Here is a 23,812-nt window from a genome sequence, read left to right as displayed (position 1 = left end):
TATCACTTTCTTATTTTTTGTCCAAATCTTGTAAGGGGTGAATACGATTACAAACCAAAAGAAGAAGCATATGAAAGGGTATATGAAATATATGAAAAAATAGAAAGAAATGACATAAAAGGATTAATAGAAGAAATAAAGAAAATAATAAGTGCAATACCGTATAACTTACACAAAAAAGAAGAAAAGTATTATCATTCATTAATATTTACAATAATAGCATCAGCAGGAATAGATGTAAAAGCAGAAGAATTAACAAACTTAGGACGAAGCGATCTTGTAATAGATTTTGATGAAAGGATATATCTTTTTGAAATAAAAGTGGATAAAAGTGCAATTGATGCGATAAACCAGATAAAAGAAAAGAAATATTATGAAAAATACATTGGAAAAGAAATATATATAATAGGAATAAACATCAATTCAGAAAAAAGAAATATTGAAGATTATATTATTGAAAAAATATAACTCCAGCTTTTGCTGGAGTTTTTCCTGAGTTTGACAGTTATTTTTTTCAGAAAAAGAGATAATGCTGAAATATAGCTCTAAATAGCAATTGTTAACTTTTTATTAAAAACAAAAGTGTCACCACACCCCCTAAATTTTATATTTTTCTTTAAATTCATTATAAGATGTTATTATTTTTGGCAATTTTTTTACATTATAAGATTGTTCATAACATTGAGCTAATGAAAATAATTTTTCTTCTTCTAAAAATCTTGCTGTAAAAGTCAAGCCAAAAGGTTCTCCATTTATATATGTTGTTGAAACAGTAATTGATGGGTATCCTGCTTTTGCAGCAATACCTGCTCCATAATTAGCAGGAAAAAGCAGAGCTGTTAGATTATATTCATCCATTACTTTGTCAATCCCTAATTTTCTCGAATATTTTCTATCATTTAATAAGCTTTTTAAGTATTCTTTATCATTTATATTTGTCCCATCTGATCTAATTAAAATATTTTGTCCATATTTTATTGCTTTTGGATTTTTATAATTATATTTTATAATATCATTCAACGTTTTTACTTCTAAATCTTTATCTTTTAAATAATTATTTATTCCATGTTTAAATTCATAATAAAGTACATTGATGTTATTTATTTTATCCAAATTCTCAAATTTTACTTTAATTATTTTCCCGCCCAATTTCTCAACTTTTTTCAACGCTTTAAAAAACGCATCTTTTTTTTCATCCTCTAACCATTTTATATGATTTTCAGAATAACCAAAAATCATCCCCTTATAATTTTTTATTTCATTATATTTTGGATTATAATCTTTTACTATATAAGTAGCAGCATCTTTTTTATCATATCTACTCAATATTTTAAATATTTCATAAGCATCTTTAACTGTTCTAGTTATTGGTCCAGCAGTATCTTGTGTATATGAAATTGGTATAATACCACTTCTGCTAATTGAACCTGTAGTTGGTTTTAGACCAACGCATGAATTTGAACTGCTTGGCGATAAAATAGAACCAGATGTTTCAGTTCCTATAGCTGCTAAACATAAATCTGCTGCTACAGCTACTGCAGAGCCAGAACTTGATCCTCCAGTATCAAAATTACCATATGGATTTTTAGTTTGTCCTCCTAATGTTGAGTAACCGTTTTTCATCTTAAAAGAAACAAAATTGGCAAATTCAGTAAGATTGGCTTTTCCCAAAATAACGGCTCCCGCTTTTCTTAATAATTTTACTAAATATGCATCTTCTTTTGCAAAGTTTCCTTCTAATGCTTTAACTCCAGCAGTTGTTTGCATTTTATCATTTGTGTCAATATTTCCTTTAATAATTATAGGAATTCCATGTAATTTACTTCTTATTTTTCCTTTTTTTCTTTCCAAATCTAATTTTCGAGCGATAAATATAGCATCAGGATTAATTTCTAATATTGCATTTAACATATTATTATATTTTGCAATTCTTTCAAGATAAAACTCTACCAATTCTACACTACTTAATTTTTTTTCATCGAATAATTTGTTAACTTTTTCAATCGTTAAATTCATCAATTCCATAGGTATCCCCCCAAAAATACTTTTTCTTTTTTGAATTTTCTTTGATATTATTCCTTTTCATTAATTAGAAACACTATAATTAATTCTAAAATATTTATAGTTATTACTATAAAAAAACTATATAACAATCCGTTCAGTTTTCCAATATAACCAATTAAATAGGTTATCCCTCCAGAAATAATAGATGTTCCGCCAGAAGCAATACTTAGAGCTATTCCTTTATTATTTTCATATTTTTCTACTATTAAGGCTTGAATAGTTGGATATGTTGTTGCAAATGCTGTCCCTACCAATATTGTTCCAATTGCGGAAATAATAACATCTTTACTTACATAAATTGTAAACGCTGAAAATAATATAGAAAATAACACTGTTATAATTAACCATTTTTTGTAACCATATCTTTCCGGCATTTTTGAAAATAATGTTCTTCCTAAAAATAATCCAAACCATAGAAATGACGGATATAATGCTGCTGTTGAAATACTAAAATTTCTAAATTCATATAAAAATGTTGATATCCAGGATGAAAAATTCATTTCATATCCTACATAAAAAGACAACGCTAATACCAATATAATAAAAGTAAAATTGATTATACCTTTAATACTCTTTTTTTCTTTATTCAAATAATTCGTATGTGTGGATTCTATAAAACTTTTAATTAAAAACAACGAAATTAACGGAATGATATTCAATAATATTCCAGCTAAAAAAGACAACTTCCAATATTTAGTATACTTTAATATCAGTGATGAAAAAACAGGACTACTCAATGCTCCTATAGCAAAAGCGGAATGTAATAAATTTAATATCCTTCCTTTTTTTCCATTTCCTGTAACTCCAATAAGAAATGGAATTGAAATTTCCAAAGCTCCTCCGCCAAAATTAATAAAAAATATTCCTAAAACCATTAGCCAATATGAATTCATTAAAAACATCAACATATTTCCTGTTAGAAAAATCAAAATGGCAGATAAAATTATTTTAAATGCATTAAATTTTTCTAAAAGATAACCGTATAATAAAGCTGATAATAAAAATGCAATAGATCCTATTGAAAAAGATAATCCTACCAAAAAATGATCAATATTATATGTTTTTTCAATTATCGGGATTAAGGTACTTGTTACTATTAATGAATAACCCAAAACATAAAAACTGCTAAATCCAAATATTAGTTCAGTTTTTTTCATATTTACCCCCATTTAAAACTGGGCGGTATTTACCGCCCTTATAATTTATAATGATTCAATTTCATTCATAATAAATTCTACTAATTCGGAAATATACTTTTCAGAGAAATCAAATTTTATACCAGCTATTTCATATAACTTTTTAACTGGATATTTAAAACCAGAATTTAAAAAGTTTTTATATTGTTCTATTGCTTTTTTCTCATTCTCTTTATAATTCTTATAAACTGCTATAGCTCCTAATTGTGACATAGCATATTCAATATAATAAAATGGCACTTCAAAAATATGCAATTGCCTTAACCATCTAATTCTTTTTTCTTTATCTAATTCCGACCAATCAATTCCAGGATTAAATCTATCCATTAATTCACCAAAATAATTATCTCTTTCTTCTATTGTATGATTAGGATTTGTGTATATCCAATGTTGAAATGCATCAACGATCATTACCCAGGGTAATATTTTCAATGTTCCTTCTAATTGTTCTCTTTTAGCTTTTTTTAAATCTTCAGGATTATTATAATATTCATCTAAATACTCTAAAGTTAATAATTCCATAGACATTGAAGCTAATTCGGCTACTTCACTTGGGAAATCTTTTAGTATTGAAATCGGTATATCCTTAGAATAAAAGGTATGTTGTGCGTGTCCTGATTCATGCAGTAACGTTTTTACATTTCCATGTATTCCTACAGCATTCATAAATATAAATGCTGCTCCTGTTTCTCTTAAAGGATAATTATAGCCTCCTGGTGCTTTGCCTTTTCTATTAATTAAATCTAAAAAACCAGAATTTTTCATTTTTTCTATATTCTTTGCAAAATCAATATCTACTCTTTTTAAAACTTTTATAGCTTTTTCTACAAACTCTTCTTCTGTTTTAAATGGTTTTAATATTTTTCCGTCAACATCAACTTCAGTATCCCATGGTCTTAAAGTTTCCACATTTAATTTTTTTCTTCTTTCTTCATTTAATTTTGTTAATGCTGGAACAACAGTTTTTTCAACAGAGTTATGAAATTCAAATAAATCTTTAGGTGTAAAATCAAACCTTCTTTTTGCATCATGCATATAATCTCTAAAATTTTCATATCCAGCATTTTTTGCTATTTGAATTCTAATATTCTTTAATTCATCAAAGAGGTTTTCTAATTCTTCATGATGTTCTAATATTGCATTATTTACTAAATTCCAAGCATTTTCTCTAATTTTCCTATCGGGATTTTTTAAATATATTCCCATTTGAGATAAAGTTTTTTCTTCACCATCAAATTTTACAGTTATTTTAGATATTATTTCGCCATATTTAGAAGATAATTTCTGTTCTTTTACTTTTAATGGTAAATTTTCTTTTCTAAAAATTTCAATGTCTCTAGATATTAATTTATTCATATGTATATAGCTCTCGTCTTTTAATTCATTTCTATAGGGTGATTCATAAAATTTCTTTTTTAATAAGAAATCATATTCACTTGCAGGAGATATTATATTAGCATAAAACTCATTAAATGCTTTTGAATTTTCTTCTTTTGTATCACATGTCATTCTAATATATCTCCATGCCATTTCTTCAGAGAGTATAGCGTCAAATTCAGACCACTTTTCTAAAAATTTTAGTAAATCATTAACTGAATTTATTTTTTCATCTAATAAACTTTCTAATTCATTTTTCACATCGTCCCAACTGTTCAAATTAATTTCTTTGTTATAAAATTTTCTTGGTTTCTTTTCAATTTTTTCATTTGTAATTATCATCTTTTTTCCTCCTTTTTTCATTTTGTTAGTTATACTAATTATATCATACTTTTATAAAAATTTATATTATTTTTTTTTGGTTTAAATATTTTTGATTTTATAAAAAATTTTTGAGTTATCGCTCTCCTTTTCCTTTAGATTTTTTATACCTAAAAAATCTAAGCGTAAATTTGTAGAAAAAAAATCATGTATTTTTATTTTATTTATTATATAATTTTATTGTGGTGCCACAAAGGAGGGGGATTATGGAAAATTATATATTAAAAAGTATTAATTCCGCATTAGAATTTATAGAAGAAAATATATCAAATGATTTTTCTTTAAAAGATATTGCTGAATATTCGAATTTTTCATTATCTTACCTATATAAATTGTTTAATTTAATTGTTGGTATGAGCATTAAAGAATATATCAGAAAAAGAAGGCTTTCAAAGTCTGTATATGATTTGTTTAATTCTAATATGAATATTTTAGAAATTGCTATCAAATATCAATATAATACCTATGAATCATATTCAAGAGCATTCAAAAAAGAATTCGGATTATGTCCTAGTGAAGTTAGAAAGAAAAGAATAAATGTACCGTTATTTAAACCTATAACTTTAAATGGAGGAGATATTATTATGGAAAATAGAAACTATTTATTGCTTATTGATATTGATAAATTTGCGGATATTAATAAAACATACGGAAGAAAATTTGGTGATTTAGTTCTATCATAGATTCCTGAAAGAATAAAAGAAGTTTTAAATAAAGAGAATTTTGACTATGAAAATAAAAAAGCTGAAAACATTGAGAGATTAGGTGGAGATGAATTCGTTATTGTATTGAAAAATACCGATGAAAAAAATGCAAAAGATATTTCTAAAAAAATTTTAGAAAATATTAAAAAAACATTTGTTTATGAAAGTAAAAATATTCAGGTAACTGCGAGTATAGGAATCACTGAATATGTTTTATTAAATAAAGATACTTATGATGATGCGTATAAGGCTATGATTAATGCAAAAAAAGAAGGCAGAAACACTTTTAAATTAATATAGTTCTTTAGTATAACGCAAACCATGTAATAGAATAAATATAATTGGTATGGAATTTCCATACCAATTATTAATTATAGAAATTTCAAAATATTTTTTTAATTATAATTTTTCTTTTGATTTTATTTGGAAAATTTTATTGTTAGATTTGATAATAACATCTTTTTTCGCTCTGGTTATTGCAACATAAAAAAGATTGATTTCATCAATAATGTATTGATGTTTAAATTTTATATTTTCTCCAACTATTATTTTTTCAATATATTCTTTATAATTAGCTTTAAATTCTTCAATTGTCTTATATTTTTCTTTTTTTAATAAATCTATTATATCTGGAAAATCATGACAAACAATAACTTTATCCCATTCTAATCCTTTACTTGTATGCGCCGTGGTAAGAAAAATTTTACTTTTACTATTTTTTGATTTATTTTCTGCTATGTCTAAAAGTGAAAATATTTCTTCATTATATTCTTCTGCTATGTTTATTGCTGAAATTAATTCATAATCTTCAAAATCTTCTGCATATTCTCTTAAATCATTTAATGATTTGAATTTTAAAAACCATTTTTCTGTTATTTTTTCTTTATAAGTTTGATTTCTTAAGTATTTTATATAATAATATACATTCAAAGAGAGATAAAATATTTCTTTAGGAGACCGAATAAGTTTTATTTCATGATTTTTGAATTTATCTATAAGCTTAATAAGGGTGGCATTGGTTCTTGTTACAAAAGCTATATTTTTTATATTTGTATCGTTTAAATAGTTGAAAGAAATTATCTCATTTTCTTCACCTTTGAATTTTTTTAGTATTATATTTGCTTTCTCAGCAATACTATTATTAAATCTAAAGCTTTGGGTTAAGTATAGAATTTCTGAATTTAGATCATTTCTAATTTTATACATTGCATTGGTTGATCCTCTGAATGTATATATTTGTTGATGTGGATCACCAACTATTATTTTTTTTCCTTTTAATTTTTTAAAAATATCTAAAACAACTTCATTTGTATCTTGTGCTTCATCAAGAAGCACATAATCAAAATTTATTTTTTCCAAATATTTTTCAATATTTAACTGAAAATATTTTAAATATACATTATGCGTCATTTCAAGCTCGCCATTAATATACATATACCATATTTTTTCAATTTTATCTTTTAAATATTTTTTATGTTCGTTTATGATTCTAAGTCTCGGATTGTTTTCTATAATTTTTTCAATAGTACTATTGGAAATTTCTTTTATATCACTATTACAAAAATCATTAAATGCTATTCGAAGTAAATCTGCAATATATATATCAATTCCGAGTATAGAAGATATTTCAGATGTATTTAATTCTTTTCCAATTTTTTTTATTTTTAAATCTTTTTTTACAAAATAATACGCAAAACCATGTGTTGTTAAAACTTTAATATTTTTTATACCAGCTTTTTTTATTTTATATTCAATCTCATTTTTTATTGATCGATTAAAAGCAAGATATAGAAATTTCTTATTGCTTAAATTATAGGCAATATTTAATAATGTGGTTGATTTTCCTGTCCCTGCAAAAGCATTTATTATTAAATTATTTACTTTCGCCTTTTTTATTATATTTATCTGTTCTTCTGTTAATTTATAATTCTTTTTATTTTCATAATTTGTGTTTTTAAAATCTATGTTATTTATAATTTTTAAATATTCACTGTATATATTGTCTTTTTTGTTATTTTTATAAAAATCCCATCCGCAATTTGAACATTTTTTTATATCATCTTTCATTATCTTATTACATTTCGGGCATTTTTTGAACAAAAAAAATGAATCACAATACGGACAAATTTTTACATCACTTTCAACAATTTCTTCACACGAAATACAGATTTTTGTATATTTTATAATACTTCACTCCATTCTTTAACATTTACCAATAAACTCTAACACATCCTCATCAAAATTTTTTATTGATAATGTTAATTTTCCTATTCTTTTTATTGTTTCTTCAACATTTCCAGCAGCTATTCCATTACCACAGGGAATATTCATATTTTCCAATGCCAATTTTGCACTTTGGAGAGCTACGAAAGTTCCTGTTCCAGCTTTCAAGGCACATCCTCTTTTTGCGCCATCACATGTTAATCCAAACAGCGTCGATAAAACGTTGTTTACTGCATTTTTTATTTGCGTTTTTGTTCCATCTTTTAAATAAACTATCCCACCAGCAACTCCAGCTGATGCAACAGATCCTGCACCACAAATAGGTGTTAACACCCCTGTATAAGATTTTATATATATAGTAATTAACATACTGAGTAATAAAGCCTTTTTCATTTTTTCATCATCATATTTTTCACCTATTTTTATTATAGGTAATGTGCAGGATAATCCCTGATTTCCACTTCCAGCAACAGTCATTACAGGCATTAATTCTCCACTCATCCTCGCATCGACTGCCGCTTGTACTATATTCACAGGTTCATAATCCAGCACATGTCCAAAATTATTTTGTGTCTTTAATCCTTTTTCTGCAATTGCTGTATTCATATCTATAGCTTTTTCAATTAAATTAATTACTTCATTATCCGCAATTTCTACATATTCTATTAATTTATCAAAATTAAAACCTTTTATTTTTTCTAATAATGCTCCACTTTGTTCAAATGGTTTATCTAATATAGGTGTTCCATTTTCTTCAATATGAACTATATTATCATGTTTTCCTTCAATTCTTACTTGAACTATGTTTTCACCTTCTATTATACAATTAACCTTTAAACCTTTATAATCTTTATTTACATCAATTTTTATCTTGCTCAATATTTTATGTGAATTATCAATACATTTTTGTTCTACATTCTTCAAAACTTCCAATCCCAATTCAGCTTCGCCACATGTATAAGCAAGTGCTGCTGCTATTTCTAATCCTATAAAAGGTGTCCCTGGAATATTTACTTCTAAACCATTTTTATAAGTATTTTTATCCAATAATATTTTTATTTTTTTTAATTTTCCTTTTAAATATTTTTTTGCCGTTGCAACTGCTAATGCAACTGCTATTGGTTCTGTACAACCATATGCAGGTTTAACCTGATCAAAAATTATTTTTTTTAACATTAATATCCCCCCTACACTTAGTAATTTTGTGATTCAATATTTGATATATCAATAATTGGAGCCAATCCAACCATTAAAAAACCTATTATTTTTAATACATTAAATGCTTCATTTAAAAACATCGCTGATAATACTGACGCAAATATTAGTTCTAAAGGCATTATTAAAGATAGAGTATGTGATTGTAATTTTTTTAATGATAAATAATTTAAAGTTAGTGGAACAAACGTCGCTAATACTGCTAATATAAAACCAGATAACATAAATTTACTATTTAATGTATATATTTCATTATTTAATAATACTAATACAAAATAATAAATAAATGTTCCAGAAAAAGTATAAAATGCACTTTCAAAAGGATTTGTATTTTTTTCTTTTAATTTATCACTTGCAGCCACAACAAACAATGCATTTACAAATGAACTGAATAATATTATTAATGTGCCAAATACTATGCTATTATTTCCGGAAAAAGCTCTTTCGCCCAAATTGGAAATCAAAACTCCAACAAAGGAAATTGCGACTGCAGAAATATTTACAATATTGAGTTTTCTTTTTGTAATTTTTGTTTGTAGTAATGATACAAAAATTGGATTTGTAAAATATATTACTGTCGCATAAGCTGGATTCAAATATTGAAGACCTACAAAAAAGGCATATGCTGCTATTCCGTAATTCATTATGCCCAACATTGAAAAATAGATAAATTTTTTGAAATGAAATTTATATCCTGCTAATCCAAATATCATTCCTGCTATTAAAAAAGAAAAAAAGAATCTCAAAAATAATATTTGAGATACACTTGCTCCTATATTAAATGAATATTTACCAAGAACAGATGTTACTGATGAGGAAAAAGCCGATAGTATAGCCATTAAATAATGCAAAAAAATCACCTCTTATATTATTATACTAATATTATATATTTTTTTTATTTATATTTCAAGAAAAAAAGAGGTGGGATAATCCCACCCCTTTAACTTTAATCAAAAATATTCTATTATTTTTTCTGCAAATTTATTCGCTGAAAGAACTTTTTTATCGTCTTTTATAATATCAGGTGTTCCAAATCCTTCTAATACTGTTTTTTTAAGAGATTTTCTTATTAATTCTGCCACCTGTGTAAAGTTTATATATTCGAACATCATAGCGCCAGATAATATCAGAGATGTGGGGTTTGCCATTTCAGGGTTCTTTATTCCTGGAGCAGTACCATGTGTTGGTTCAAATAAAGCTATATCATCTCCTATATTAGATCCTGGAATAATCCCTATCCCTCCCACTTGAGCTGCTGCTGCATCTGATAAATAATCTCCATTTAAATTTGGAGTTATTAATATATCAAAATTTTCTGGATTTAATAATAATTGTTGAAACATATTATCTGCTATAATGTCGTTTATCTCTATTTGATGTTTTTCTAATTCTAAACTATAATCTTTTGAAACTTCATAACACCAGTTTCTAAAAGCGCCTTCTGTATATTTCATTATATTCCCTTTATGCACTATGGTTATCTTTTTTCTATTATATTTTATAGCATATTCTATTGCTTTTTTCATTAATCTTTTCGTCTTAAATTCACTAATAGGTTTAATACCTATCGCTGTTTTTTTCAGAGATATATTAAAATTACTTTTTAAAAAATTTATTATTTTATTTGATTCTTCAGAATTTTCTTTCCATTCTATTCCTGCATATACATCTTCTGTATTTTCTCTAAATATTATAATATCAACCTTTTCCGGATTTTTTACAGGAGCATCTATTCCTTTTATATATTTTACAGGTCTTATACATGCATATAAGTCCAACTTTTGTCTTAATGCCACATTTAAGCTTCTATATCCACTACCAACTGGTGTTTCTAATGGTCCTTTTATACCAATTTTATATTTTTTAAAAAGTTCTAAAGTTTCAAGTGGTAGAATATCCCCATATTTTTCCAATGCTTTTTTTCCAGCATATATTTCCTTCCAAATTATTCTTTTTTTATCTCTGTATATACGATTTACGGCTGCATTCCATACTTTCATGGCAGCATCCATTACGTAAGGTCCTATTCCATCTCCTTTTATATATAAAATAATTTTATTTTCCATTTTCTCAACTCCCTATATATAATAAAAAATTTTTTTATTTATCCAAAAAATGATTGATTAGAACAAGATTATCTGCATGTATAAATTCTTTATAATCGAAATTTTTTAAGATTTCTTCACTTTTTTTCCCTTTTATAATTTCAGTTTCATCTTTAGAATAATTGGTTAATCCTTTTGCTATTAATTTTGAATTATAATATACATCTACTGCATCGCCTTTTATAAATTCTCCTTCTATTTTATTTATTCCTATTGGCAATAAACTTTTTCTTTTTAATATTGCTTTATTAGCACCCTCATTAATATAAATCTTACCCTTACTATCGCTTAAATAAGCTATCCATGCTTTTTTATTTTTCATTTTTTTATCAGGTAAAAAAATTGTTCCTGGATTTTTATTTTCTATAAATTCATTAATATTTTTCAGATTATTTCCATTACAAATACACGCTTTGATACCAGATGCTGATGCCATTTTCCCTGCAAAAATCTTTGAATCTATTCCACCTGTTCCTAAAGTAGTCTTTTTCAAATTCATTATTTTTTTGTTTTCTTCATACTCTTTTATAATAAAACCTGTTTCATCATATATTCCATCAACTGAAGTTAAAATTATTAAACCATCTGCTCCCCACCCAATTGCAAAGTAGGCTGAAAGTAAATCATTATCTCCAAATTTTATTTCTTCTATCGATATTGTGTCATTTTCATTTATAATAGGAATTATTTTTAACTGGTTCAAACCTATAAGTGTATTTTTAAGATTTAAAAATCTTTGTCTATTGGAAAAATCATCTCTAGTAAGTAAAATTTGGGCAACCTTTTTATCATAAAAATCAAATGCCTGTTCATATATCTTCATTAATTGTACTTGTCCAATTGCGCATAAAGCCTGTTTTTGTGATAATCCTTTTAATGGATGTAAATTAAGATATTTTAGTCCTGCTGCATTTGCACCAGAAGAAACAATTACAACTTTTTTTCCGTTATCTACAAGATTTGAAATAATTGAACTTAACTTTATAATAAAATTTTTATTTATCTGATTATCTTTTATAAGTAGATTACTACCTATTTTTATAACAATTTTGTCCATATTACTCCCTCACATTATAATTTCCAAATATTATATATTTATAAGTAGTTAACTCTTTTAAACCAACAGGCCCTCTTGCATGCATTTTTTGAGTGCTTATCCCCATTTCTGCACCCATTCCAAATTCTCCTCCATCTGTAAATCTCGTAGAGGCGTTTACATAAACAGCTGCAGAATCTATTTGCTCTATAAATTTCATAGCATTAAAGTAATTTTCTGTCAATATTGATTCTGAATGTCCTGTGGAATATTTTTTTATATGTTCAATTGCTTCATTAAAGTTTTCTACTATTTTTATTGACAATATTAAATCAAGATATTCTGTAGCCCAATCTTCTTCTGTTGCATTTTTAACATTTATAATATCAACAGTTTTTTCGCAACCCCTAATTTCAACGCTTTTTCTTTCTAAAGCACTTTTTAACTCTGGTAATATTTTTTTAGAAATATTTTTATGTATCAATACCGTTTCAACAGTATTACATGTTCCAGGTCTTTGTGTTTTGGCATTATCAATGATTTTTACGGATCTCTCTATATTTGCAGATTCATCTACATATATATGACATATTCCAACACCAGTTTCTAAAACAGGAACTGTGGAGTTTTTTACAACAAAATCAATTAAACCTTTTCCGCCACGTGGAATGATTAAATCTATATATTCATTTAATTTAAGCATTTCATCGACAAGTCTTCTATCAGTATTTTCTATTATTTCTATAGCTGTTTCCGGGAGATTGGATTTTCTTAGTCCCTCTTTTATTGCTTTTACTATAGCTTTATTCGAATTTATTGCATCAGATCCACCTCTTAATAATACTGTGTTACCTGACTTTAATGCCAATATTGTAGCTTCCAGTGTAACATTTGGCCTTGATTCATAAATTATTCCAACAACACCTATTGGTACTCTAACCTTGCTTATTCTTAGACCATCTTCCCTTAAAAATGAATCATAAATTTCTCCAACAGGATCTTTTAAGTTAACAACTGTTTTACATGCTTCAATCATCCCATTTATTCTTTTTTCGTTTAATTCCAATCTATCAATTAATGCTTTTTTTAAACCTTTTTCTTCAGCAAGTTTTACATCCTTTTTATTTTCTTTTAATATGAATTCACTGTTTTTTTCTATTTCTTCTGAAATTTTCAATATTGCATGATTTTTTTCTTTTGTAGTTAGTGTTTTTAATATGTCAGTTGCTTTTTTTATTTTCTTTGCTTTACTTATTAATTCACTCATATTATCACCTCACAAACTTTTGCTTTTCAAATATGATTCGTATATAGACTTCATAATTGCACCTTTAACACCTTTTTGCTCTAATTCATATAATCCTTTTATTGTTACACCACCTGGCGAAGAAACTTTATATTTTAATTCTGCTAATTCAATGTTTTCTTTTTCCAAAAATTTTATAGATCCTTCAAATGTTTTTAAAACTATTTCTTTAGCTGTCTCCGCATGTAAGCCAATATTTATAGCCCCTTCTATAAAACTTTCAAGTATAAAAGAAACAAATGCCGGACCACTACTATTTAAAATAGTAAACGCATCAAATTTTTCTTCTTCTAATTCTATTACTTTTCCAAGTGGTTTCATTAAATCTATAATATCCTTTTTTATATTTTTATCAATAGTTTTATTGAAAGCAACAGCTGTAACTCCTTTGCCGATTTTAGAAATTATAGTCGGCATAATTCTTATCACATTATTTTTATGAGTTTTTTCTATAACTTCTTCTAATTCTTTTCCTGCCGCTGTACTTATAATATAATTTTCTTTTTCCTCAAGTTCAGATAATTCTTTAAACACTTTATCAATATGTTGTGGCTTTACAGCAACAAATATAAACTTTGATTTCTCATATACCTCTTCTATTGATTTACAAATATGTACATTCTCAAGCTTTTCATACTTTTTTAATTTTGATCTTGTTCTATTTATTATATTAAATTCATATTCCTTATTATATAATGCTTCTAAAATCATACTTCCTATATTTCCAACACCAATAATCCCAACATTCATAATATCACACTCCATAATCCCCATATTTCTTTACGTATTCATCAATACCCCCTATTTTAATTATTTTATTCATAAATTCCGGAAATGGTATAAATGTATATTCTTTTTTTTGAGTAATATTTTTTATTATGCCTTTTTCTGTATCTATTTCGAGGATATCACCTTCATTAATCTCATTTGCTTCTTTTAATTCTATAACAGGTAACCCGATATTTATAGAATTTCTATAAAAAATTCTGGCAAAAGATTCCGCAATTATACATGATACCCCTGATAATTTAATAATCCTTGGCGCATGTTCTCTTGAAGAACCTAACCCAAAGTTTTTACCTCCAACAATAATATCCCCTTTATTTACTTTATCAGCAAAATCTTTTCGAGCATCTTCTAAAACATGTTTTGAAAATTCATTAAGATTTGATCTTAAATGAAAATATCTACCTGGAGCTATATGATCTGTTGATATATTATCTCCAAATTTCCAAACTTTACCTTTTAATTTCATTTTAAAACCTCCCTTGGATCTGTAATATATCCAGTAATCGCACTTGCAGCAGCAACTGCTGGAGAAGAAAGATAAATTTCCGAATTTGGATTTCCTGCTCTTCCATGAAAATTTCTATTTTGAGTTGATAATACCTTTTCCCCATCAGCAGGAACTCCTGCATGTACTCCTACACACGGACCACAACCTGGAGGTAATACTGTCGCATCAGCTTCTAAAAATATATTAATCAAACCTTCCTTCAAGGCTTGCAAATAAACTTCTTTTGAAGCAGGAGCAATTATTAACCTTATATCTGATGCTTTTTTTCTTCCTTTCAATATAGATGCTGCTACTCTTAAATCTTCTATTCTACCATTTGTACATGTTCCTATGTATACTTGATCTATTTTTACTCCTACTGCTTCTGATATATTTCTCGTATTATCAACGGTATGTGGAAATGCTACTTGCGGTTCTATATTAGATAAATCAATTTCTATAATTTTTTCATAATTTGCATCATCATCTGCTCTTATTTCTTTATAATCATTTTCCCTACCATTTATTTTTAAATACTCCTTAGTTTTTTCATCAGTGGGAAATATTCCCACCTTGGCTCCAGCTTCCACTGCCATATTTGATATTGTAAGTCTCGATTCCATGGAAAGATTTTTTATACCATCTCCACTAAATTCTAATGCCTTATAAGTTGCTCCATCAGCGCCAATCATTCCAATTAAAAATAAAATTATATCTTTCGCATAAACTCCAAAAGGCAATTTACCTTTTAAAATTATTTTAAATGTTCCTGGGACTTTTAACCATACTTTTCCTAAACCATATGCCAGAGCTATATCAGTAGATCCCATACCTGTAGCAAAAGCTCCCAAAGCTCCTGCAGTACATGTATGTGAATCAGCCCCTACAATTACATCACCTGGTTTAGCATATTTTTCAGCTACTATTTGGTGAGAAATCCCTTCTCCTATATCATATATATTCGCAGAAGTTTTTTTACAGAAATTTCTCAACTTACTATGAGTATTGGACAGTTCCTTTCTTGGACTTGGTGAAGCATGATCTATAAAAATCAGAGATTTACTTTCTATATCTTTAAAATTCAAATAATTAAACTGATCAACAGTTAATGGACCTGTCCCATCCTGTACAAAAGCCAGATCAACATTCGAAACAATTATTTCTCCCGGAAAAACATCTTTTCCAGCATGTTGGCTTAAGATTTTTTCAACTATAGTTTTACCCATTAAATTTCAACTCCTTTCACTTCTCTATACTTTAACCCTTTTGGTCCTTTATAAATTGACCGTGGTCTAAATATTCTATTATTTTTTTTATATTCCATTGCATGAGCGGTCCAGCCTACTATTCTTGCCATGGCAAATATTGTTGTAAAAAATTCCGAAGGAATTCTAAAATAATTATAGAGAATGCCTGAATAAAAATCTACATTTGGAAATATTTTTTTATTTTTAAATTTTTTTATTACATATTCTTCAACCTTTAAAGCTATTTCAAAATATTCAATCCTTTCATTTATAAACAAATTTTTTATCCAATTTTTTAATATTTTTGCGCGTGGGTCATATGTTTTATATATTCTATGACCAAACCCCATAATTTTTTCGCCTTTTAAAATTAAAGAATCAATATAATTCTCAACATTGTCAATACTTTTTATTTCTTCAAACATTTTTAAAACTCTTTCATTTGCACCCCCATGCAAAGGCCCTTTCAATGCCCCTATTGCTGTTGTTATAATAGAATACAAATCTGATAGAGTCGATGCTGTTACTGTTGATGCAAAGGTAGAAGCATTCATCCCCTGTTCTGTGTGTAAAATTAAAGCTTTATCAAAAATTTCAGATTTTTCTGAAACTTCACCAAACATCATATACAAAAAATTTTCAGAATGGTTTAAATCTTCTCTTGGCGGAATTAATTTCATCTCATTTTTTATCCTATACCAATACGCAATGATTGTAGGTATTTTAGCTGTTAAATTTATTGCATTTTCTAAGGATGAATTTGTTTTTTCAGAATATATACCTAATAAAGACACCGCACTCCTCAAAACATCCATAGGATGTGCATTTTTGGGTAATTCTTTCATCATTTTTACAATTTTTTTAGGTAACTCTCTTTTTTTAGATAACATTGATTTTATAAAATCAAGTTCATTTTCATTTGGAAGAGACCCAAACCATATTAAATAAGATGTTTCTTCGAAATTAGAATTTTCAACCAAATCCTCAATTTCAAACCCTCTATAAACAAGTTTCCCTTTTTCTCCATCAATATATGAGATAGAGCTTATCGCTACGGCAACACCTTCTAATCCATGTTTCACATCAAAATTAACATCCATTTTTTCACCTCCTCAATATTGAAAAATTTTATATTATTGTAAAAAATGATGTCTTTAATTGTTTAATTTTCTTTATTAAAATAGATTATAATTCTATTCATTTTTATCTTTTGATATTAGAAAAAAAGAATAAAAAAAGGCCACACTTCTAAAAAAGTGTGGCCTTTGATTACCTTAAGTAAAAAAAATTATACGCCGAGCTTAAGGTGCCGCAAAGGCCACACCTTAGGTTCGGGTTGATTATTTAATGTATTTATTAAATTTAAGGCAGAATAATTAATTACAAACATTTTAATTTCCTCCTATTGGCTTTTAACGGCACAGATAACTTTAATTGATTTTAACATATTTATTATTAAAAGTCAAGCCCTTTTTTACAATTATATTATAGTAAATAAAATTTAATTATTTTTTAATTATTTACTCCAATCATAATTATATATCCATTTCTGTTTTAATTCTTCCATTGTTCCAAAATATAAATCATCAAACACTATGGCATCCTTTATTAAGCTATTTCATATTTTAATTCGGTTTTAAAAAAAGCATCTGGATCCATGTTTTCTAATATTTTTCCATCTTTCATAAAAACAATTCTATCTCCTGCTTTTTTTGCAAAATCAACCTCATGAGTTACAACAATCATAGTAGTCCCTGAATTAGCAAGTTCAACCATCGTTTCTTTTACTTCAGAAACTAAGCCAGGATCAAGAGATGAAGTTGGTTCATCAAATAAAATTATTTCTGGTTCCATAGCTAAAGCTCTGGCTATTCCAGCTCTTTGTTGTTGCCCTCCAGATAATTGCCCAGGAAAATTATATACTTTATCTTTTAAATGTACTTTTTCTAAAACTTTAATAGCTTTTTCATAAGCTTCTTCTTTTTGCATTTTTTTTGTTCTTATTAATCCTAAAGCTATATTATCTATTATTTTTAAATGTGGGAAAAGATTATGTTGTTGAAACACAAATCCAATTTTTTGAACTAAGTTTTTCCTTGTATAATCAAAAATATTTTTTTCTTCTAATATTATTATTCCTTCATGGTATTCTTCTAATCCAGCAATACATCTCAATAACGTTGATTTACCAGACCCTGAGGGTCCCATTATCACCAACACTTCTCCTTTTGTAACTTTCATATCTACACCCTTTAAAACTTCTAATTCTCCAAAATTTTTTTTCAATTTTTTTATTTCAATCATAATATTGCATACCTCCTTTCAAAATATTTTCCTAAAACTTGTAATAGTGCCGTTATTGTAAAATAGAATATTGCTACGGTTATATAAGATTCAAAAGATGCAAATGATGATGTTGCAATTTGGCGTCCAACCATTGTCAATTCCTGTAATGCTATTACAGAAGCAAGTGAGCTATCTTTTACAAGACTGATAAATTGTCCTGTTAAAGCTGGTAATGTTGTTCTAAATGCCTGAGGTAAAAGTATATCAACATAAATATAAAATGTGTTTAGTCCTATCGTTTTTGCTGCTTCAATTTGGCCTTTATCTACAGCTTCTATTCCTCCTCTTATTATTTCTGATATGTATGCACCTTCAAAAAGAGAAAGTGATACAATTGCACCAATCATAGCATTAATCTCAATCATAGATCCTACACCATAATATATAATCAAAATTATTACTAATAATGGTATATTTCTAAAAACTGTGGTATATGTATTGGCAAATTCTTTTAAAATTTGATATTTAGATGTTTTCATTACTCCAAATATAATACCAATAATCAGCGCAAATAGTATTGATAATAAAGATATTTTTAATGTCATGAAAAAACCATCTATATATAAATTCATATATTTAAAAGGTACACGTTGCCAATTAAAAGGATAATTTTTTGACATTTCAATATAAAAACTTGATAGTATGAATATTAATACAATATATGCTATTATTTTTTGTATATAATTTTTTTTCAATCTATTCACTCCAATCATAATCAACCATCCATTTTTGTTTTAATTGTTCCAATGTTCCATCTGTTTTTTTACATTCAATAAATGTATTTAACCATAATAACAAATCTATATTTTCTTTTTTTATAGCTATCCCAAGGTTTTCTTTATTTAATAAATTTTTAGTTGTTTTTATTGCAGGATATTTTTTTGAAATAGAACCATAATATAATTCATCAAAAATCAATACATCTGCTTTTTTGGTAATTATCTGATAAGCTGCAGCATCAACTGTTTCAAAAGTCAAAATCTGTGCTTTAGGGAATAATTTTTTAGCTGTAAATTCTCCTGTAGTACCTAATTGAACTGCTATTTTAGCTTTTTTCTCCATTTTTTCTAAATCTTCTTTTGTTATTCCATCTGGATATTTCTCACTATTATAAAATATTATCTGTCCAGTTTCATAATATGGAATTGTAAAGTTTACTTTCAAAGCTCTTTCTGGAGTTATTGTCATCCCGGCCAATATAAAATCAAATTTGTCAGCCAATAATGCTGGTATTATTCCATCCCAATTTGTAATAACAAATTTAACTTTTACTCCTAATACTTCTGCCATCATTTTTGCTAATTCCACTTCATATCCAATTCTTTCACCTTTTGTATTAACCCCATAAAACGGAGCATATGCTGGATCCTGACCAACTAATAAAACACCTCGTTTTTGTATTTCTTCAATTTTCCCTCCAAAAACGCTCATAATACTCATAATAACGAATAATAATACAACTAACTTTTTCATAATATCTCCCTCCTCTAAAAAAATATTTGATTTGATTTTATATAAAAAAAAGCCACACCTTATATGGTGTGGCCTCTGATTTTCCTTGAGCAAATACGACAACTCAAGGTGTCAGCACGAGGCCACACCTTGAATGATGTCTTAATATTATATTTGAATTGCTATTAATTATTGTATATAAATTTTTCATACTATTTCCTCCTGTTTTTTCACAATCTAAATTTTTACAATTATATCATAAAATACTTTTCATGTCAACTAAGTTTGTATTATTAACATTCTATTAACTTAAACGTGATTTTGCTTTCTTAATATAAAAATGGTATAATTATAATATAACAAAAATTACAAGGAGGGGATTTTATGATATCAAAAAATATGGAAGAAGCTTTAAATAAGCAAATAAATGAAGAACTGTTCTCCGCTTATTTATATTTATCCATGGCTGCATATTTTGAAAGGAAAGGTTTAAAAGGTTTTGCTAACTGGATGAACGTTCAATATCAAGAAGAGACTTTTCATGCTATGAAAATGTATAGATATTTATTGGAAAGAGGTGGAAGTGTAGAACTTTTTGAGATACAAAAACCAAAACACGAATGGAATTCACCCCTTGATGTTTTTAAAGAAACTTTAGAGCATGAAAAACATATTACTAAATGCATCAATGACCTTGTGGATTTAGCTGAAAAAGAGCATGATAGAGCCACATTTAATTTCTTACAATGGTACATAGACGAACAGGTCGAAGAAGAAGCTAATGATGAAGAAATAATTGCTAAATTAGAGCTAATAAAAAATAATCCTAATGCATTATTTATGTTAGATAGAGAATTATCTTCAAGAACTTTCCAAATTCCAAGTGAAAATTAAAAATAATAAAAGCAGGCTAAAGCCTGCTTTTATTATTTTTAATAATACTTTTATTGAGTATATTTTTCCAAATAAGACGGGATTCCATTATTATTGATAATATTAGAATATATTTTTCCACTTGATCTTATATGAATTTTAGAATTTTCATAATCAAGTTCATATAATCCATATTTAGCAGAAAAACCATATTCCCATTCAAATAAATCAAAAATTGTTTTATGATGAAATCCAAAAACTTTTACATCTTTTCTTAATGCTTTATATATATTAGTTAATATTTTAATTAAAAAAGTCGCTCTGTATATATCATTTTCATCAGCAATCCCTGTTGATAATATTAGAATAGGTTTATCTAAAGATTTTATTTTCAATAAATATTCTAAAATTACATCTGAATTTATATTCTTTCCAATATCATCTTTTTGAACTGGTTTAGAAGTATCATAAACACTATTTCCATCATAACTAATAGATATAAAATCCAAGTATTTCAATAAATTATTTTTTCTAAAATCGAACTCATCATATGTAATATTTTTTGTAAAAGAGATTTTAGAATATTTATTCTTTTTCTTTATTAAAAAATATATATCTTTATGTAAATCATAAAAATTTTTTATAATTTTATCTTTTTTTTCTGTGTCATTATTTTTTGAATGCGGAAAACTTTTTTCTTCAAATGTCTTTTTTATATATTTATCAGGTTCAAAAAAAGTTATATAGTAATCGACTATATCCCCTATATAGTTTAATATATTTTCAACATATTCAATAAAAAATTTAAAGTTTTTTTCTTTACTAAACCCGCCTTTTTCTTCAAACCATATTGGTAATGTGTAATAATTTAAAATAACGATAGGTTCAATTTTATTTTTTTTCAATTTTATAATAAAATTTTTATAACTTTCAAGCTTTTTATAATTAATAAAATTCATTTCAGGATATATTTTTGCCCATTCAAAAGAAAAAGAGAGAGAGTTATATCCGGCAACTTTTGAGACCTCTAATATTTCATTAAATAAATTTATATTCATATTATTTAAAATAGATAAACTAGTCCCATCTCTTATATGGCCTTTCTTTTGCCATAAATCCCAATTAGTTTTATCATTCATTTTTTCAATTTGATATGAAGAAATTGTATTCCCCCACAAAAATCCTTTAGGAAAAGTAATATTGCTTTCCACTTTAATCACCCATTTTATGATTTTATTATCCCAAATGCTTTTAATATAACCCTTTTTCGTCTTTTACCATCAAATTCTGCATAAAAAATTTCCTGCCATGGACCAAGATCCAATTCTCCATCCGTAATTGGAACTATAACCTGATGGTGCATTATTAGATTTTTTAAATGCGCATGTCCATTTATTTCTCCAGTTCTATGATGTTTATAAGGATAATTCTGTGGCGCTAACTTTTCCAGCCATTCTTTTATATCTTCAATTAATCCTGACTCATAATCATTTATATACACAGCAGCTGTTAAATGCATAGCCGAAACAAGAACATACCCATCTATAATATTAGACTCACTAACAAACTTTTTTACTTCATCTGTTAAATATATTATATCAATACTTTTTTCAGTATTAAACCATAAATATTTCGTTACACTTTTCATCTTGCTACCGTATACTTCTTTATCTATTGACATTCTCCCCCTCCTAAAATTTTGGTTTTTCTCGCATTGTTTTTATACTTATCTTTTCAAAAAATCTCAAAATTTTAGTAAAAAACCTTTCTCTTGAAGATATTGGTTCTACTTTTATCGTGTAAAAACCATTTTTATTACCAGCAATAATATCTGTAAATAGCTGATCACCTATTAAAACTACATGTGTCGATTCAATATTAAATTCTTGAACTCTTTTCTTTATCCTAAAGGGAAGCGGTTTTAACGAATAACCCATAACTTTTATGTTATACATTTCTAACTGCTTTTTTATATTATCAAATCTATATTCTTTACCATTTGATGCTATCATGATTTTAAAATCTTTAGACAATTCGCCAAATAATTCAATAATATCATCTGGTAATTTTTCAGAGCGCCATGTAGTTAAAGTATTATCAAAATCGAATATTAATAATTTATAATCCTTTTGCTTTAATTTTTTGTAATCTATATCAAAAATAGTTTCAGCAAATTCATTAGGGACAGCTAAATCCATAACTCTAAACAACCATCCAAATGTATAGAAAAAAATGAAGTATAAAGATTTCGAGACTATTGCAGCTATTTTTTTATAAAAGGAATCTATTTCATAAGTGTATGGATTAACTAATATTGTATATAATCCATTTTTATTTCCTACCAAAATATCTGTAAAAAACAGATCCCCTATTAAAACAGTATTTTTTGGACGAGAATCTAAATCTTCCAATACTTTTTTTATTTTTTCGGAAAATGGTTTTTTCATTTTCCAATATATTTTAACTTTTTCTCTCATTTTTTCTTTTACATTTTTGATTCTTTTTTCTGGTCCATTAGATACAACTGCAATTTTAAATCCCATTTCATATAATTTTTTAAAAAGATCAACTGTCTTATTATCTATAGGCTGTTTCCATGGGGCTAATGTAAAATCATAATCAAATAGCAAAGTATTAAATCCTAATTTTTTTAATTTCAAATAATCTATATCAAAAATAGTTGGATGATGTTCGTATGGAACTGGTATAATATTATAAATATTTTTTTTAAACTTCTCCGTTGTTGGGTTCAACCCTTACAACCTCCAAATCTGCCATTTCTTTTAATGAATTTATTAATTTCAAAGATTCATCCAATGTATCCTTTGGACTTATTATTTTCATTAGATTATTTTCAATTACATTTCTCACATTCATTAAATTATCAACTGATTCAAGCAAATATGTAACTAAATGTATATCTTCTCGTTTTACTTTTACATATATATCATATTCTTTCACATCTGTTTTCACTTCAGCACCTCCAAATATGTAAAACATTTTTTGTTTTT

Annotated in this window: 22 protein-coding genes and 1 pseudogene; 3 read left to right on the top strand and 20 right to left on the bottom strand. The window is 26.5% G+C overall.

Translation table 11 applies throughout. The annotated features are described in order from the left end of the window. Positions 1 to 468, top strand: a 468-nt coding sequence (locus X275_RS07330; RefSeq protein ID WP_047268203.1) for a PD-(D/E)XK nuclease domain-containing protein, incomplete at its 5' end; no start/stop codon positions are given. 129 nt (positions 469 to 597) lie between these two features. On the opposite strand, the gene X275_RS07325 is transcribed toward X275_RS07330, so the two are convergent. The 3 genes from X275_RS07325 to X275_RS07315 are packed head-to-tail and all read right to left on the bottom strand — an operon-like array spanning position 598 to position 4,979. After that, positions 598 to 2,025, bottom strand: coding sequence for an amidase family protein (locus tag X275_RS07325; RefSeq protein WP_047268202.1), 1,428 nt, complete (start codon positions 2,023 to 2,025; stop codon positions 598 to 600). Positions 2,026 to 2,072: 47 nt separating this feature from the next. Further along, complete coding sequence (locus tag X275_RS07320) at positions 2,073 to 3,221, bottom strand: MFS transporter (protein ID WP_047268201.1); 1,149 nt, start codon at positions 3,219 to 3,221, stop codon at positions 2,073 to 2,075. A 45-nt stretch (positions 3,222 to 3,266) separates the two neighbouring features. Then, entirely contained in the window at positions 3,267 to 4,979 is a 1,713-nt protein-coding gene (locus X275_RS07315) for a M3 family oligoendopeptidase (RefSeq protein WP_047268200.1), read from the bottom strand. A gap of 245 nt (positions 4,980 to 5,224) precedes the next feature. Here X275_RS07315 and X275_RS11790 point away from each other — a divergent pair. Then, a pseudogene (locus X275_RS11790) lies at positions 5,225 to 6,022 on the top strand (diguanylate cyclase domain-containing protein). 99 nt (positions 6,023 to 6,121) lie between these two features. Here the strand turns inward: X275_RS11790 and X275_RS07300 are convergent. The 13 genes from X275_RS07300 to X275_RS07240 form a co-directional block, all read right to left on the bottom strand. Continuing rightward, on the bottom strand, positions 6,122 to 7,789 hold the full coding sequence (locus tag X275_RS07300) for a UvrD-helicase domain-containing protein (protein ID WP_047268198.1): 1,668 nt from the start codon (positions 7,787 to 7,789) through the stop codon (positions 6,122 to 6,124). Between the two features lie 135 nt (positions 7,790 to 7,924). Continuing rightward, positions 7,925 to 9,121, bottom strand: a complete 1,197-nt coding sequence (locus X275_RS07295) for an L-cysteine desulfidase family protein (protein WP_047268197.1) — start codon at positions 9,119 to 9,121, stop codon at positions 7,925 to 7,927. 17 nt (positions 9,122 to 9,138) lie between these two features. Continuing rightward, positions 9,139 to 9,999, bottom strand: a complete 861-nt coding sequence (locus tag X275_RS07290) for a DMT family transporter (RefSeq protein ID WP_231588298.1) — start codon at positions 9,997 to 9,999, stop codon at positions 9,139 to 9,141. A gap of 111 nt (positions 10,000 to 10,110) precedes the next feature. Next, complete coding sequence (locus X275_RS07285) at positions 10,111 to 11,226, bottom strand: NADP-dependent isocitrate dehydrogenase (protein WP_047268195.1); 1,116 nt, start codon at positions 11,224 to 11,226, stop codon at positions 10,111 to 10,113. Between the two features lie 34 nt (positions 11,227 to 11,260). Beyond that, positions 11,261 to 12,322 carry a glutamate 5-kinase gene (gene proB / locus X275_RS07280; protein WP_047268194.1) on the bottom strand — a complete coding sequence of 354 codons (1,062 nt, stop codon included), beginning with the start codon at positions 12,320 to 12,322 and terminating at the stop codon, positions 11,261 to 11,263. A 1-nt stretch (position 12,323) separates the two neighbouring features. Next, on the bottom strand, positions 12,324 to 13,568 hold the full coding sequence (locus tag X275_RS07275; RefSeq protein ID WP_047268193.1) for a glutamate-5-semialdehyde dehydrogenase: 1,245 nt from the start codon (positions 13,566 to 13,568) through the stop codon (positions 12,324 to 12,326). A gap of 9 nt (positions 13,569 to 13,577) precedes the next feature. Next, complete coding sequence (gene proC, locus X275_RS07270) at positions 13,578 to 14,357, bottom strand: pyrroline-5-carboxylate reductase (protein WP_047268192.1); 780 nt, start codon at positions 14,355 to 14,357, stop codon at positions 13,578 to 13,580. A 4-nt stretch (positions 14,358 to 14,361) separates the two neighbouring features. Beyond that, the gene (locus tag X275_RS07265) at positions 14,362 to 14,862 is read right to left on the bottom strand and encodes a 3-isopropylmalate dehydratase small subunit (RefSeq protein WP_047265078.1); all 501 of its coding nucleotides are present in this window, start codon (positions 14,860 to 14,862) and stop codon (positions 14,362 to 14,364) included. Next, positions 14,859 to 16,109: a 3-isopropylmalate dehydratase large subunit gene (locus tag X275_RS07260; protein ID WP_047268191.1), complete on the bottom strand. Its 1,251-nt coding sequence runs from the start codon at positions 16,107 to 16,109 to the stop codon at positions 14,859 to 14,861. Before X275_RS07260 ends, X275_RS07265 begins: the two co-directional genes overlap by 4 nt. Beyond that, positions 16,109 to 17,230 carry a citrate synthase/methylcitrate synthase gene (locus tag X275_RS07255; protein WP_047268190.1) on the bottom strand — a complete coding sequence of 374 codons (1,122 nt, stop codon included), beginning with the start codon at positions 17,228 to 17,230 and terminating at the stop codon, positions 16,109 to 16,111. Before X275_RS07255 ends, X275_RS07260 begins: the two co-directional genes overlap by 1 nt. A gap of 508 nt (positions 17,231 to 17,738) precedes the next feature. After that, on the bottom strand, positions 17,739 to 18,434 hold the full coding sequence (locus X275_RS07250) for an amino acid ABC transporter ATP-binding protein (protein WP_047268189.1): 696 nt from the start codon (positions 18,432 to 18,434) through the stop codon (positions 17,739 to 17,741). Beyond that, positions 18,431 to 19,189 (bottom strand): amino acid ABC transporter permease, encoded by a 759-nt coding sequence (locus X275_RS07245; RefSeq protein ID WP_047268188.1) that lies wholly within the window; start codon positions 19,187 to 19,189, stop codon positions 18,431 to 18,433. Before X275_RS07245 ends, X275_RS07250 begins: the two co-directional genes overlap by 4 nt. Then, on the bottom strand, positions 19,173 to 19,949 hold the full coding sequence (locus tag X275_RS07240) for a transporter substrate-binding domain-containing protein (RefSeq protein ID WP_047268187.1): 777 nt from the start codon (positions 19,947 to 19,949) through the stop codon (positions 19,173 to 19,175). Before X275_RS07240 ends, X275_RS07245 begins: the two co-directional genes overlap by 17 nt. Positions 19,950 to 20,312: 363 nt before the next feature. On the opposite strand from X275_RS07240, the gene X275_RS07235 reads away from it, so the two are divergent. After that, positions 20,313 to 20,822: a ferritin gene (locus X275_RS07235; RefSeq protein WP_047268186.1), complete on the top strand. Its 510-nt coding sequence runs from the start codon at positions 20,313 to 20,315 to the stop codon at positions 20,820 to 20,822. A gap of 50 nt (positions 20,823 to 20,872) precedes the next feature. Here the strand turns inward: X275_RS07235 and X275_RS07230 are convergent, their stop codons facing one another. From X275_RS07230 to X275_RS07215, 4 genes are read right to left on the bottom strand one after another with little or no spacing between them, the layout of a single operon-like run. Beyond that, a complete protein-coding gene (locus X275_RS07230) occupies positions 20,873 to 22,012 on the bottom strand; it encodes a family 1 glycosylhydrolase (protein ID WP_047268185.1) in 1,140 nt (379 codons plus the stop codon). Between the two features lie 14 nt (positions 22,013 to 22,026). Continuing rightward, the gene (locus X275_RS07225; RefSeq protein ID WP_047268215.1) at positions 22,027 to 22,449 is read right to left on the bottom strand and encodes a secondary thiamine-phosphate synthase enzyme YjbQ; all 423 of its coding nucleotides are present in this window, start codon (positions 22,447 to 22,449) and stop codon (positions 22,027 to 22,029) included. Positions 22,450 to 22,492: 43 nt separating this feature from the next. Then, on the bottom strand, positions 22,493 to 23,554 hold the full coding sequence (locus X275_RS07220; RefSeq protein ID WP_047268184.1) for a YqeG family HAD IIIA-type phosphatase: 1,062 nt from the start codon (positions 23,552 to 23,554) through the stop codon (positions 22,493 to 22,495). After that, positions 23,529 to 23,774 (bottom strand): DUF4911 domain-containing protein, encoded by a 246-nt coding sequence (locus X275_RS07215; RefSeq protein WP_231580366.1) that lies wholly within the window; start codon positions 23,772 to 23,774, stop codon positions 23,529 to 23,531. Before X275_RS07215 ends, X275_RS07220 begins: the two co-directional genes overlap by 26 nt. Between the last annotated feature and the right edge of the window lie 38 nt (positions 23,775 to 23,812).

Origin of the sequence: Marinitoga sp. 1197 (assembly GCF_001021165.1) — a bacterium.
GTDB lineage: Bacteria > Thermotogota > Thermotogae > Petrotogales > Petrotogaceae > Marinitoga.
The sequence above is the reverse complement of the archived record's forward strand: the minus strand, read 5'-3'. Positions and strand labels throughout refer to the sequence as shown.

Excerpts from the sequence above, each read along its gene's own strand:
- X275_RS07325 (WP_047268202.1), bottom strand. The coding sequence starts at position 2,025 with ATGGAATTGATGAATTTAACGATTGAAAAAGTTAACAAATTATTCGAT.
- X275_RS07315 (WP_047268200.1), bottom strand. The coding sequence starts at position 4,979 with ATGATAATTACAAATGAAAAAATTGAAAAGAAACCAAGAAAATTTTAT.
- X275_RS07245 (WP_047268188.1), bottom strand. The coding sequence starts at position 19,189 with ATGATTGGAGTGAATAGATTGAAAAAAAATTATATACAAAAAATAATA.
- X275_RS07320 (WP_047268201.1), bottom strand. The coding sequence starts at position 3,221 with ATGAAAAAAACTGAACTAATATTTGGATTTAGCAGTTTTTATGTTTTG.
- X275_RS07255 (WP_047268190.1), bottom strand. The coding sequence starts at position 17,230 with ATGGATGTTAATTTTGATGTGAAACATGGATTAGAAGGTGTTGCCGTA.
- proC (WP_047268192.1), bottom strand. The coding sequence starts at position 14,357 with ATGAATGTTGGGATTATTGGTGTTGGAAATATAGGAAGTATGATTTTA.
- X275_RS07295 (WP_047268197.1), bottom strand. The coding sequence starts at position 9,121 with ATGTTAAAAAAAATAATTTTTGATCAGGTTAAACCTGCATATGGTTGT.
- X275_RS07260 (WP_047268191.1), bottom strand. The coding sequence starts at position 16,109 with ATGGGTAAAACTATAGTTGAAAAAATCTTAAGCCAACATGCTGGAAAA.
- X275_RS07265 (WP_047265078.1), bottom strand. The coding sequence starts at position 14,862 with ATGAAATTAAAAGGTAAAGTTTGGAAATTTGGAGATAATATATCAACA.
- X275_RS07275 (WP_047268193.1), bottom strand. The coding sequence starts at position 13,568 with ATGAGTGAATTAATAAGTAAAGCAAAGAAAATAAAAAAAGCAACTGAC.
- proB (WP_047268194.1), bottom strand. The coding sequence starts at position 12,322 with ATGGACAAAATTGTTATAAAAATAGGTAGTAATCTACTTATAAAAGAT.
- X275_RS07285 (WP_047268195.1), bottom strand. The coding sequence starts at position 11,226 with ATGGAAAATAAAATTATTTTATATATAAAAGGAGATGGAATAGGACCT.
- X275_RS07240 (WP_047268187.1), bottom strand. The coding sequence starts at position 19,949 with ATGAAAAAGTTAGTTGTATTATTATTCGTTATTATGAGTATTATGAGC.
- X275_RS07250 (WP_047268189.1), bottom strand. The coding sequence starts at position 18,434 with ATGATTGAAATAAAAAAATTGAAAAAAAATTTTGGAGAATTAGAAGTT.
- X275_RS07290 (WP_231588298.1), bottom strand. The coding sequence starts at position 9,999 with ATGGCTATACTATCGGCTTTTTCCTCATCAGTAACATCTGTTCTTGGT.
- X275_RS07235 (WP_047268186.1), top strand. The coding sequence starts at position 20,313 with ATGATATCAAAAAATATGGAAGAAGCTTTAAATAAGCAAATAAATGAA.
- X275_RS07300 (WP_047268198.1), bottom strand. The coding sequence starts at position 7,789 with ATGAAAGATGATATAAAAAAATGTTCAAATTGCGGATGGGATTTTTAT.
- X275_RS07225 (WP_047268215.1), bottom strand. The coding sequence starts at position 22,449 with ATGAAAAGTGTAACGAAATATTTATGGTTTAATACTGAAAAAAGTATT.